The following is a 12,156-nucleotide window of genomic DNA, read 5'->3' as shown; positions in this document are numbered from 1 at the left end:
CGAGATCGCAGCCCGCTCCAGCCGGAAAACGCTTCCGGCAGGAGGTTTCCTAAACGGTAATTCGGGCGGAATAGCGCTCCCGGTGCGGCAGCGCCTACGGAATGATCACCGTCGAGCCGGTGGTGCCGCGGCTCTCAAGCGCCCGATGGGCAGCCGCCGCCTCAGCCAGCGGGAAGCGGGCATTGATCGCCACCGTGACCTTGCCGGAGCTCACCGCGCCGAACAGGTTCTTCGCCATCTCGACCATGGTCTCGCGCTTGGCAGTATGCGTGTTGAGCGTCGGCCGGGTCACATAGAGCGAACCCTTCGACGCCAGAATGCCGAGATTGACGCCGTCGACCGCGCCCGATGCATTGCCGAAGCTCGCCAGCAGGCCGAACGGCTTCAGCGAATCGAGCGAGGCGATGAAGGTGTCCTTGCCGACGCCGTCATAGACCACGTCGCAGCCCTGGCCGCCGGTGATCTCCTTGACGCGCACGGAGACGTTCTCCTCGCCGTAGAGGATGACATGGTCGGCTCCATGAGCCCTGGCGATGTCGGCCTTTTCCTTCGAGCCGGCGGTGCCAATCACCTTGGCGCCCAGCGCCTTGCCCCACTGGCAGAGGATGGTGCCGGTGCCACCGGCTGCGGCGTGGACGAGGATCGTGTCGCCCGGCTTCACCTTGTAGGTCCGGTGCAGCAGGTACTCGGCGGTCAGGCCTTTCAGCATCATGCTGGCGGCCGCCTCATAGGACACCGCATCGGGCAAGGCCACGGCCGCGGCCGCGGGAACGATCCGCTCCTCGGCATAGGCGCCAAGGCCCGCGACGCAGGCGATACGGTCGCCCGGCTTGAACTCGCTGACATTGGGGCCGACGGCGAGCACGTCACCGGCCGATTCATTGCCGAGCGTGAACGGCAGCGGCGCCGGGTAGAGGCCGGTGCGGAAATAGGTGTCGATGAAGTTGAGGCCGATGGCGCGGTTGCGGATCAGCAACTGGCCGGCGCCCGGCGCCGGCAGCGTGACATCTTCGAGCTGGAGCACCTCCGGTCCGCCGGTCTTGTGCACGCGAATGGCCTTCACCATGGCAATCTCTCCTCGAGGCAGGTGCGTGACCATAGGGACTTGCATCCGGCCGGCGCAACGGCTGGACTGCGCATGGGGATCAGCGTCCGGCGCGAGTCGCGTGCCGGAGCGCGGTCGGGCTGGCGGAATCGCAACGCAGGAACAAGACATGAACGAGCCAGGGGCACGCCTTGGCAGCGACACGGCTTCGCATGGAACCTTCGCTCCCAAGCTCTTCACCGTGCTGCGGGAGGGCTACGGCCCAGCCCGATTGCGGGCCGACGCGCTCGCCGGGCTGACGGTTGCAATCGTCGCCCTGCCCCTTTCCATGGCGATCGCCATCGCCAGCGGCGCGACCCCGGCAGCCGGCCTCTTCACCGCCATCATCGGCGGCTTCCTGGTCTCGGCGCTCGGCGGCAGCCGCCATCAGATCGGCGGCCCGGCCGGCGCCTTCATCGTCCTGATCGCCGCGACCATCGATCAGCACGGCTTCGACGGGCTGGTGCTGGCCACGCTCGTTGCCGGCGCCATCCTCATCGCCATCGGGCTGCTCAGGCTCGGCACCTACATCAAGTACATTCCGCATCCGGTCCTGGTCGGCTTCACCGCCGGCATCGCCATCATCATCTTCGCCAGCCAGATCCGCGACCTCTTCGGCCTGACCCTGCCGGGCAAGGAGCCGGCAGCACTTCTGCCGAAGCTGCAAGCGCTCTGGCAGGCGCTGCCCACGGTCAACCCGGCGGCCATGGCTCTCTCGGCGCTCACCATCGCCATCATCCTCGGCCTGCGCCGATGGCGGCCGGGCTGGCCGGGGCTCTTGATCGCGGTCGCTCTCTCCGCCGCGCTGGTCTTCCTCCTGAACCTGCCGGTCGAGACCATCGGCAGCCGCTTCGGCGGCATCCCGAATTCGTTGCCGGCCCCGCATCTGCCGGCATTCAGCCTCGACAAGCTGGTCGCGGTTCTGCCGGCTGCGGTCTCGATCGCGATCCTCGGCGGTATCGAGTCGCTGCTCTCGGCGGTGGTCGCCGACGGCATGACCGGGCGGCGGCACCGCTCCAACACCGAGCTGGTGGCGCAGGGCGCCGCCAATATCGGCGCCTCGCTGTTCGGCGGCATCTGCGTGACCGGGACGATCGCGCGCACCGCGACCAATGTCCGAGCCGGTGGCCAGACTCCGGTGGCGGGCATGCTTCACGCGCTTTTCGTGCTGCTCTTCATGCTGGTCGCGGCGCCGCTCGCCTCCTACATCCCGTTGGCCGCTCTGGCCGGTGTGCTCGCCGTCGTCGCCTGGAACATGGCTGAGAAGGCGGCCTTCATCGCCATCCTCAGGCATTCCCGCGCCGATTCGGTGGTGCTGCTCGCAACCTTCCTGCTGGTGATCTTCGAGGATCTGATGGTCGGCATCGGCGTCGGCGTCGTGCTCGGCTCGCTGATCTTCATGCACCGCATGGCCAATGTCGTCACCGTCGAGGCCGGCATGGACCCGGCTCTTGTCGACGACGACGACGCGGCCGAGCCCACGGAAGTGGAAAAAGCCCGCAACGGCAATGGGGACACGTTCCGCTATCGCATTTCCGGCCCGCTCTTCTTCGGAGCCAGCATGAGCGTGGCGACCGTGCTCGACCGGACCGGCCCCTTCCCCGCCCGCATCGTGCTCGACCTCTCGGACGTTCCCTTCGCGGATTCGAGCGCTGCCGTGGCCTTGCGGGCGATGGTCGACAAGGCGATCCGCCATGACGCCAGGGTCGAGATCCTCGGCGCCACGGCACCGGTGCGCCGCGTTCTCGGCCATGAAGGTATCGACGAGAAACTGGTGAGGTTTCGCGAGGTCTGAGCTGCGGCAAGCGGGCGCTCGCCAGCGCCGCCGACATGGGCTAGCCAAGGGATATGACGGATCAACCAAAGCAGGATTGCGAGATCGCCATCGTCGGCGCCGGCGCCGTCGGGCTCGCCGCCGCGCTCGCCCTCGCCGCCTCCGGTCGCAAGAGCGTGCTGTTCGGCGCTGCGACCGCCCCGCGCGACGGCCGCACCGTCGCCCTGCTCGACGGCTCCTGGCGCCTGCTCGGTGAGCTCGGTCTCGGCAAGGCGCTGGAGCGCATCGCCGCCCCGCTCGAGATCATGCGCCTGGTCGACGATACCGGCAGCCTGTTCCGCCAGCCGCCGGTCGAGTTCAAGGCCGCGGAGCTCGGGCTTTCGGCCTTTGGCTGGAATATCGAGAACGCCGCGCTGGTCGAAACGCTCGCCGCGCGTGCCGCGCAGGAGCCGGCGATCCGCATGGTGCCGCGGCCGGTCGAGGAGATCGAGATCGGACCGGAAGCGGTGCGGCTTTCCGGCGCCGGCTTCGAGCCGATGCATGCGGCCCTCGTCGTCGGCGCGGACGGCCGCAATTCGCGGGTTCGCGCCGCGGCCGGGATCGAGACGCGCGACTGGACCTACCCGCAGGTCGCGCTGACCGCGATCCTCGGCCATCGCCGCGAGCATGGCGACGCCTCGACCGAGTTCCATACCCGTGCCGGGCCGTGCACTTTGGTGCCGCTGCCCGGCCGGCGCTCCTCGCTGGTCTGGCTGCTTGCCCCGCGCGAGGCCGACGAGATCGCCGCGCTCGACGATGCCGGCTTCGCCCGCGCCGTCGAGCGCCAGACTCATTCCATCGTCGGCGCGATGACTGTCGAAGGCCGGCGCGGGCGCGTGCCGATGGGGGGCTTGTCCGTCGAGCGCTTCTCGGCCGACCGCACCGCGCTGATCGGCGAGGCCGCCCATGTCTTCCCGCCGATCGGCGCGCAGGGCCTCAATCTCGGCCTGCGCGATGTCGCAGCGTTACGCGACGCATTGATCGAGGCGGAGGATCCCGGCGCCGAGGGCCCGCTGGCGCGCTACGATCTCTCGCGCCAGGCGGATGTGCGGCTGCGCACTGGCGCGGTCGATGCCCTCAACCGGACGCTGCTGACCGACCTGCTGCCGGCCGACCTGTTGCGCGGTGCCGGCCTGCTCGCGCTGTCGCGCTTCGGCCCGTTGCGCCGGCTCGTCATGCGCCAGGGCCTTGCCGGCGGCACTGCGGCGGGCTGAAAGCAAGATTCAGGGCACTTCGTCGCCGACCGCCGGCACCTTGCGCAGTGCGGGTGCCGCATCGCGGAAGACCGGCGCCAGCGGCAACGGCGTCGAGACGATCCGGCGCCCGCCCGGCTCCTCCGCCTGCCGGTCGAGCAGGCCACGGGCGGTGAGATGCGGATCGGCCAGGGCCTCCTCCAGCGTCCGTACCACGGTGCAGCAGCAGTCGAGCGGCTCGAGCAGCGCGCGCCAGTGTTCGGCAGGCTGCGCGCCGATCAGCGTCGCGACGGCGGCGCGCGTTGCTTCCGCCTGCCTGCGGTCATCGCGCAGGGTCTCGTCCAGGCCGATCGCCGCGCAGAATGTCGCCCAGAACTTCTCCTCCAGTGCCCCGACGGCGAGGAACCAGCCATCGGCGGTGGCATAGAGCCCGTAGCGCGGGCTGCCGCCGGTCAAAAGCCCCTCGCCCCCCTGCGGATAGCGCCCGCTCGCCTGCCCCTGTGCCAGCCCGTACCAGGCGAAGGTCGGCATCGCATCGGTCATGGCGATGTCGAGATGACAGCCCTGTCCCGAGCGGTCGCGCTCGCGCAGCGCCAGCAGGATGTTGAGCACGGCCGGCATCGCCCCGCCGGCGATGTCGGCGACCAGCGTCGGCGGCAGCGGCGCCGGCTCGCCACGCTTCAGCGACTGGCCGAGCAACCCGCCGATCGCCTGATAATTGATGTCGTGCCCGGCCTCGAAGGCGCGCGGTCCTTCCTGGCCATAGCCGCTGATCGAGCAATAGATCAGCCCCGGGTTGATGGCGCGCATGGCCTCAAAGCCGAAGCCGAGCCGCGCCATCACGCCGGGGCGGAACTGCTCGATCAGGATGTCGGCCGTCTCGATCAGCGGGCGCAGGCGTCCCACCGCGTCGGGAGCCTTCAGGTCGATGGCGAGGCTGGTCTTGCCACGATTGAGCGCCGCGAACGGCGCCGAAGTCTCGCCGAGGCGTGGCGGGAAGCGACGCATGTCCTCGCCCTCCGGCCGCTCGATCCTGACGATCCGCGCGCCCGCCTCGGCCAGGAACAGGCTGGCGAGCGGCCCCGGCAGCAGCGTCGAGAAGTCGAGAACGAGGAGGTCGGAAAGCGGCTGCATCGTCGGGCTGGCCCTTGGCGAGGCCCGGCCGGGCGCTCAGTGGAAGAGGTCGGCGGGCATCCTGCCCGTCTTCACCAGCCACAGGAAGCCCGTCAGCGTCACCGTAGAGACGATGGTGCCGACGAGGATGCAGGCCGAGGCGCGCTCGACGCCGACGCGGTACTGCGTCGAAATCACGAAGATGTTCAGCGCCGGCGGCAGCGCGGCCATGATCACCGCCGCATAGATCCAGGCATCGGAGAAATTGCCCAACGCCGAGAGCAGCACCCAGACCAGCAAGGGGTGCAGCACCAGCTTGATGAAGACGAGCGCCGGCAATTCGCCGGGCATGCGCTTCATCGGCCGTAGCGCGACTGTGACGCCGAGCAGGAACAATGCGCAGGGCGCCGCCGCCTGCGACAGCCAGAGCGTCATCTTGTCGATCGCGGTCGGCAGTTCGAGCTTGGTAAAGGCCGCGAGCACGCCGGCGACGGTCGCTAGGTTGAAGGGGTGCGTCGCCACTTTCCAGGCGACGTCGCCGGCAGTTGCCGCGAGGCTACGCTTCTCGACGCCGGCCACCGCCATCAGGAACGGGATCAGCGAGAACAGCAGCAGATTATCGAAGACGAAGATCAGGACGACGGGGGCGCTCGCGACCGGCCCGAGCGCCGCCAGGATCAGCGGCGGCCCCATATAGCCGATATTCGAATAGGAGCCGGCGACCCCCTGCATCACCGCCTGGGGCATGTTGCCCCGCGTGTATCTGTAGCCGAGCGCGAAGGAGAGCACGAAGGCGAGGAAGGTCGCCGTCGTCGTCACGCCGACGAAGCCCCAATTGGTCAGATCGCTCAGCGGCTTGTCGGCGATCAGCCGGTAGAACAGGCAGGGCAGCGCCACATAGATCAGGAAGAACTGCATCCATGCGAGCCCTTCCTCCGGCAGCTGCTTGTAGCGGCCGACGGCGAAGCCGAGCACGATCAGCCCGAAGAAGGGCGCAACCAGATTGAAGAGATTGGCGAGGTCGGCCATGCGGGCGCTGCACTCGGTGGGTTCGTCCACCTGGTGCCTTCCCGAAAAAGGCGAACCACGCGGTACGGCCTTATAGGATGCGGGGCGGTGGATGAGAACCTGCGCACCCATGCGCCTCAGTCATGGCGCGCCCGATCACCGGCAACGGCCCTGCCGTCTTTGCCGGGTCGTGCGCAGCCTATCTGATGAAGCGCTCGACGGGTTTCGCATTGATCTCGAACGCCTTGCGGACCCGGCCATAGCACTCGCAGGCATGGCCCTGGAGCCGGTCGGCGTCGAGGACGGTCAGGTCGCCACGCGAATAGGCGATCGCACCGTTCTCCATCAGCTTCGAGCAGACCTGGTTGACGGTCGCCCGACGCAGGCCGAGCGCCTGCGAGATCGCCGCCTGGGTGAGCTGGAAACTGTCGCCCACAACGCGGTCATGCGCATGCGCGAGCCAGCGCGCGATACGTTCCTCGGCGCTGTGAAGGCTGTTGCAGGCCACCGTTTCGAGCAGCTGGATGATCAGGCTCTTGGCGTAGCGCAGCATGGCTTCGCGAACGCAGGGAAAGCCGGCGATCGCATCGTCCAGGTCCTGGATGGACAGCCAGGACGCATAGCCGGGAACCGCGACCGTCGATTGGCTGATCGCTTCGCTTCCGCCCATGATCAACGGGATACCGATGAAGCCCTCATAGCCGATCGAGGCCTTTTCGACGCTGCGCCCGTCGCGCATCTCGGCTTTGAGCGAGATCACGCCTTCATGCGGGAAGATCGCATGCGTGAAGGGCTCGTTTTCCTGGTTCAGCGTCTGGCCGAGAGATAGTCGCCGCGTGATCAGGCGCGGCTCGATGAAGGCCCGCGCCTCGGGCCGAACCGAGAGCAACACCTGATTCCGGATATCGAAATCGCCCTTCAACTCTTGCTTCAAGCATTCCCCCGGGCGTTGCGCTGGGCCATGGCGGACAATCTTCTATTAACCTTGCGTAACGTACGCTACGGTACTCAATAAGAACGGAATCGTTCACATCCTCTCGGTCCCCGTTCCGCGAGGCGATCACGGCGCAGGGAGCAGTTATTCCATGAGTCTGCCTGGACCTGAAAGGGTTGCGGAAGCGCTCGCCGGAGGCTCCGAGCGCGCCAATCCATCCCTGATTGGTCGCCCTCTCTCCGGCAACGGTCCGGGCCATGCGCCGTGCTGCGACGACATCTCGGAAAGGCTCCGTTTCGCCGGGATCGACGACGAGGCCCGCGCCCTGCTCCGCGAGATCCGTCCGATCGTCGCGGCTGAACTGCCGGGCGTGCTCGACGTGTTCTACCGTCACCTCCGGCATTTTCCCGAGGTGTCCCGGCTTTTCCCGAACGAGACCGTGCTCGCGCGGGCTCGCCAGATGCAGATCGCGCATTGGGAACTGATCACGCAGGCGGCGTTCGACAGCCAGTACGCCAATTCGGTCAGGCGTATCGGCGAGGTGCATTGCCGGCTTGGGCTGGAGCCACGCTGGTACATCGGCGGCTACAACTTCATCCTGGCGCGATTGATCGCCCGCATCGGCAGGCCAAAGGCGGGATGGCGCATCGGCAGGGAGCACCGGATGCAGCGCGCGGCGATCGCGCTCAACCGTGCCGCCCTGCTCGACATGGATCTGGCAATCGGCGTCTATCTCGAAGCGGAGCGCCGCAAGCGGCGGGAAACGCTGGAAAGCCTGGCCGGCAATTTCGAGCAGGTGGTCGCCACCGTCGTCCGTTCCGTCACCACTGCCGCGAACGATCTGCAGGCTTCGGCGGGGCAACTCGCCGTCTCGTCGAGCGAGACCTTGCAGCAGGCCGACGCCGCCACGGAATCCTCGCTCGAGGCGACGACGAACATCGAAGCGGTCGCCGGAGCGACCGACGCCCTCGCGCTCTCCCTCAGCGAAGTCGGTCGCCAGATCGCGGCCTCCGGCCTGGTTTCGACGCGCGCGGTGACCGAAGCCCAGCAGATCAGCGGCCAAGTGGGCGAATTGACCGGCTCCGTCGACCGGATCGATGGGATCGTCGACGTGATCCGGGAGATCGCCGGCAAGACCAGGCTGCTGGCGATGAATGCCAGCATCGAAGCGGCGCGCGCGGGCGAAACCGGCCGCGGTTTCTCGGTCGTCGCAGCGGAGGTGAGGCTGCTTTCCACTCATACGGCCCAGGCGACCTCGGAGATCGATGCCCAGATCGGAGCCATCCGCGACTTCACCCAGTACGTGGCAGCCGCGGTCGGCACGATCAGGCGAACCATCGACGAAATGAACGCGATCGGAGCCGATATCGCGCGCGCGATCGCGGACCAGGAACAGGCGACCCAGCAAACCGCAGGCAATCTCCAGCAGGCCTGGCAGAGCTCGGCCGAGGTCGCGAACAGCATCGTCGGCGTGACAAGGCGCGCCTCGGAGTCGAGCGCGGCATCCGCGCATGCCCTGTCGGCCACGACCGACCTCGCGCGGCAGGCCGGAAGCCTGATGTCCGAAGCCGAGATCTTCCTGTCGACGGTGAGAGCCGCCTGACCGAGCGCCCGCACGCAGAACTCATCGCAACGAACGAATTTACCTGGCCTGCCCTCGATCCAAGCCTGCAACTCACGCCATCGGGATAGTCACATGTCGTCGTCGAGCGCTCTATCCGAACGTCTCCAGTTCATGAAGCTGGACAAGGCCGCCCTGGACAGCATCCGGAGCGCCAGACCGATCATCATGGAAGCGCTGCCAAGGGCGCTCGATGACTTCTACGATCAGGTTCGAGCATTTCCCGAGACAAAGGCGTTCTTTTCAGACGAACCCGAGATCGCCGGGGCGAAGAGCAAGCAGATCGCTCACTGGGACATGATTTCAGGCGGCCGGTTCGACGAGGGCTACGTCAGCGCCGTCTCGAAGGTCGGCCAGGTCCATGCCCGGATCGGCCTTGCGCCGCGATGGTATATCGGTGGCTACGGCCTCGTTCTGGAAGCCCTGATCGGCAAGATCATCGCGGCGCGCTGGCCACAGGCCGACGAGGAAGGGGCGGCAGGCGTCTTCGGAAAGGCGTTCCGGGCTCGCCAAAGCAAGAGCGATGGCGCGGCCAGTGCCCGATCGGTGAGCGCGGAGGTGAGCGCTGTCGCGAAGGCGACGCTGCTGGACATGGACTTTGCGATTTCGGTCTACCTGGAGGCGGCCGAGGCCGCTCGCCTCAGGAGCGAGCGGGAGGTGCTGGAAAAGGAGCGCGCAGCGGTCGTCAGCTCCGTCGGGCAGGCCATGGCTGCCATGGCCCAGGGCGACTTCACCTATCGCATGCCTGATGACCTGCCGGCCGAGTACAGCCAGCTCCGCGATGACTTCAACGCGGCGGTCGCCACCTTGCAGGACACGATGAGAACGATCCTCGCGACGACGCGGGATATTCGTTCCAGCGTCGGGGAGGTCTCGCAGGCCTCGCAGAATCTGGCCGAGCGGGCCGAGGAACAGGCGGCCTCGCTCGAGGAGAGCGCCGCGACGACCGAGGAGCTCGCCGCTTCGGTCAAGTGCAACGCCGAAACCTCGCGCAACGCCGAGCAGGCCGCCCGCGAAGCGATGCTGGTCGCCGAAGAGGGCGGCGCGATCGTCCGTCAGGCGGTCGAGGCGATGACGGGGATCGACGATGCCTCGAAGAAGATCGCCGAGATCACCTCCCTCATCGACGGCATCGCCTTCCAGACCAATCTGCTGGCGCTCAACGCCGCCGTCGAAGCGGCCCGCGCCGGCGATGCCGGCCGCGGCTTCGCCGTGGTCGCCTCGGAGGTGCGCACCCTCGCGCAACGCTCAGGCGAAGCCTCCAAGGGCATCAATGCGCTGATCAGCGCTTCCAACACCGAGGTCGCGCGCGGTGTCAGCCTGGTACGCTCCGCCGGCTCCGTGCTGGAGAGGATCGTCGCGGCATCGCAGCAGGTGGCCTCGGCCGTATCCGGCATTTCCTCCGGCTCGTCGGAGCAGGCGAGCGGGATCGACGAGATGAGCCAGACACTGGCGATCATGGATGCGACGACGCAGCAGAATGCCGCGCTGGCTGAGGAAAGCGCGGCCTCTGCAGCAGCACTTTCGAGCCAGGTCCAGGCGCTGGACCGGCTGGTCGCGACGTTCAAGGTCGACCCGTCTGCGGCGCAAGGCTCACGGTCGGTCGCGCGTTCCGCGACCAGTGAGCCTGACCGGCTGAGGCGACTCGCTCTGGAGGCGCTCTCCGAAAACGCTCCCGGTCCGCGTGCACTCGCAGGCAAGGGAGCGGCGTGAAGCGCACCCCTCGCCTCTCCGCACCCGCGCTTGGCCGCGGCCTTTAGGCGGCGAGCAGGCCGAACAGGTTGCGCGGATCCTCGGGCTCGGTCAGCAGGTCGATCTCGTCATAATAGTCGGTGCCCTCGATCAGGTCGCTGAGATAGCGCAGCGCCGAGAAATCCTCGGTGGCGAAGCCGACGGAATCGAAGACCGTAATCTGGTCGTGGGCGCGGCGGCCTTCCGCCTCGCCCACGATCACGCGCCAGAGCTCGGTCACCGGGAAGTCCGCCGGCATTTGCTGGATCTCGCCCTCGATCCTGGTCTGCTCCGGCAACTCGACGAAGACGTCGGCGCGCAGCAGGATCTCGCGCTGCAGTTCGGTCTTGCCTGGGCAGTCGCCACCGACCGCGTTGATGTGGACCCCGGCGCCGACCATGTTGTCGGAGAGGATCGTCGCCTTCAGCTTGTCCGCGGTGACGGTGGTGATGATGTCGGCGCCGAGGACCGCCTCCTGTGCGCTCGCCGCCACTTCGATCTCAAAGCCCTGACCAGCGAGATTGGCGAGGAATTTCTCTGTCGCGCTCGAATCGATATCGAAGACGCGCAGGCGCCTGATGCCGTTCAGCGCTTTGAAGGCGAGCGCCTGGAACTCCGACTGCGAGCCGAGCCCGATGATCGCCATCACTTCGGCATCCTTGCGGGCGAGATAGCGGGCTGCGACGGCAGAGGTCGCCGCCGTGCGCAGAGCGGTGGTGATCGTCATCTCCGAGAGCAGGCGCGGATAGCCGGTGCCGACATCCGCCAGCACCCCGAAGGCCGTCACGGTCTGCAGCCCGGCACGCGTGTTCTTCGGGTGGCCGTTGACATATTTGAAGCCGTAGAGCGCGCCATCGCTAGTCGGCATCAGCTCGATCACGCCATCGCGGGAATGGCTGGCGACGCGCGGCGTCTTCTCGAACTCGGCCCAGCGCCGGAAGTCCTCCTCGATATAGCCCGCGAGCCCGGCCAGATAGGCCTCGACCCCGACGGCCCTCACCAGCCGGACCATGTTGTCGACGCCCACATACCGCATCATCGCGCGCCCTCCTCCGCTATCTCGTTCTCTCCATTTTACGACAAGGCAGTTTGCACTAAGAATTGCGAACAAGTTCACTCAGAGGCAGAAATAAGAGCAATCTGCCAATCATAATTGAGCACTTTGTCATGCACGTTTTCGACGAGCTCGATCATCGCTTGATCTCCGCCCTGCGCGAGGATGGCCGCGCGCCGATCTCGAAGCTCGCCACGATCCTCGGCATCTCGCGCGCAACCGTGCAGAGCCGTCTCGACCGGCTGTTCGAATCGGGGGCCGTTCTCGGCTTCACTGTCCGCTTCCGGCAGGACACCGACGACAAGGCGATCCGGGCGATCATGATGATCGAAGTCACCGGCCGCTCGACGACGGCGGTGATCCGGCAATTGCGCGGCCTGCCGGCACTGCATTCCCTGCACACCACCAATGGCGGCTGGGACCTCGTTGCCGAGGTCCGCGCCGACAGCCTGAGCGATTTCGACCGCGTCCTGCGCGAGGTCCGCACCATCGACGGCGTCCTGAACAGCGAAACCAGCATCCTTCTGAGTTCGGTCTGAGCGGCGCGTCCGCGCAGAGCCCAGCATCCCCAATCGAGAAGATTCGACGAAAGCCATTCGCCTTTC

At 67.3% G+C, this 12,156-nt stretch carries 10 protein-coding genes; 5 read left to right on the top strand and 5 right to left on the bottom strand.

Features of this window, described 5'->3' with window-relative positions; translation table 11 throughout:
• Positions 1-94: 94 nt before the first annotated feature.
• The gene (locus DK26_RS05420; RefSeq protein WP_066469160.1) at positions 95-1,066 is read right to left on the bottom strand and encodes a quinone oxidoreductase; all 972 of its coding nucleotides are present in this window, start codon (positions 1,064-1,066) and stop codon (positions 95-97) included.
• Positions 1,067-1,214: 148 nt separating this feature from the next.
• On the opposite strand from DK26_RS05420, the gene DK26_RS05415 reads away from it, so the two are divergent.
• Both DK26_RS05415 and DK26_RS05410 read left to right on the top strand, forming a co-directional pair.
• Positions 1,215-2,879 (top strand): SulP family inorganic anion transporter, encoded by a 1,665-nt coding sequence (locus DK26_RS05415; protein WP_066469158.1) that lies wholly within the window; start codon positions 1,215-1,217, stop codon positions 2,877-2,879.
• A 53-nt stretch (positions 2,880-2,932) separates the two neighbouring features.
• A complete protein-coding gene (locus tag DK26_RS05410; protein WP_066469156.1) occupies positions 2,933-4,111 on the top strand; it encodes a UbiH/UbiF family hydroxylase in 1,179 nt (392 codons plus the stop codon).
• Between the two features lie 9 nt (positions 4,112-4,120).
• Here DK26_RS05410 and DK26_RS05405 read toward each other — a convergent pair whose 3' ends face one another.
• The 3 genes from DK26_RS05405 to DK26_RS05395 form a co-directional block, all read right to left on the bottom strand.
• Positions 4,121-5,224 carry a CaiB/BaiF CoA-transferase family protein gene (locus DK26_RS05405; protein ID WP_066469155.1) on the bottom strand — a complete coding sequence of 368 codons (1,104 nt, stop codon included), beginning with the start codon at positions 5,222-5,224 and terminating at the stop codon, positions 4,121-4,123.
• 36 nt (positions 5,225-5,260) lie between these two features.
• On the bottom strand, positions 5,261-6,262 hold the full coding sequence (locus tag DK26_RS05400; RefSeq protein ID WP_349236321.1) for an AEC family transporter: 1,002 nt from the start codon (positions 6,260-6,262) through the stop codon (positions 5,261-5,263).
• A 148-nt stretch (positions 6,263-6,410) separates the two neighbouring features.
• Positions 6,411-7,145, bottom strand: coding sequence for a Crp/Fnr family transcriptional regulator (locus DK26_RS05395; protein WP_248309873.1), 735 nt, complete (start codon positions 7,143-7,145; stop codon positions 6,411-6,413).
• A 151-nt stretch (positions 7,146-7,296) separates the two neighbouring features.
• On the opposite strand from DK26_RS05395, the gene DK26_RS29585 reads away from it, so the two are divergent.
• Together DK26_RS29585 and DK26_RS05385 are read left to right on the top strand one after the other, a co-directional pair.
• The gene (locus DK26_RS29585) at positions 7,297-8,748 is read left to right on the top strand and encodes a globin-coupled sensor protein (RefSeq protein WP_066469146.1); all 1,452 of its coding nucleotides are present in this window, start codon (positions 7,297-7,299) and stop codon (positions 8,746-8,748) included.
• Positions 8,749-8,841: 93 nt separating this feature from the next.
• The gene (locus DK26_RS05385; protein ID WP_083532979.1) at positions 8,842-10,479 is read left to right on the top strand and encodes a globin-coupled sensor protein; all 1,638 of its coding nucleotides are present in this window, start codon (positions 8,842-8,844) and stop codon (positions 10,477-10,479) included.
• 43 nt (positions 10,480-10,522) lie between these two features.
• Here the strand turns inward: DK26_RS05385 and DK26_RS05380 are convergent, their stop codons facing one another.
• The gene (locus DK26_RS05380; protein WP_066469144.1) at positions 10,523-11,536 is read right to left on the bottom strand and encodes an ornithine cyclodeaminase; all 1,014 of its coding nucleotides are present in this window, start codon (positions 11,534-11,536) and stop codon (positions 10,523-10,525) included.
• Between the two features lie 128 nt (positions 11,537-11,664).
• Between DK26_RS05380 and DK26_RS05375 the strand changes: the two genes are divergently transcribed.
• Positions 11,665-12,090, top strand: a complete 426-nt coding sequence (locus DK26_RS05375) for an Lrp/AsnC family transcriptional regulator (RefSeq protein WP_066469140.1) — start codon at positions 11,665-11,667, stop codon at positions 12,088-12,090.
• The last annotated feature ends 66 nt before the right edge of the window (positions 12,091-12,156 follow it).

This window comes from Allobosea sp. WAO, assembly GCF_001509835.1.
Lineage (GTDB): Bacteria > Pseudomonadota > Alphaproteobacteria > Rhizobiales > Beijerinckiaceae > Allobosea.
Note: the sequence above shows the minus strand (reverse complement) of the source record. Positions and strands in the feature narration are given on the sequence as shown.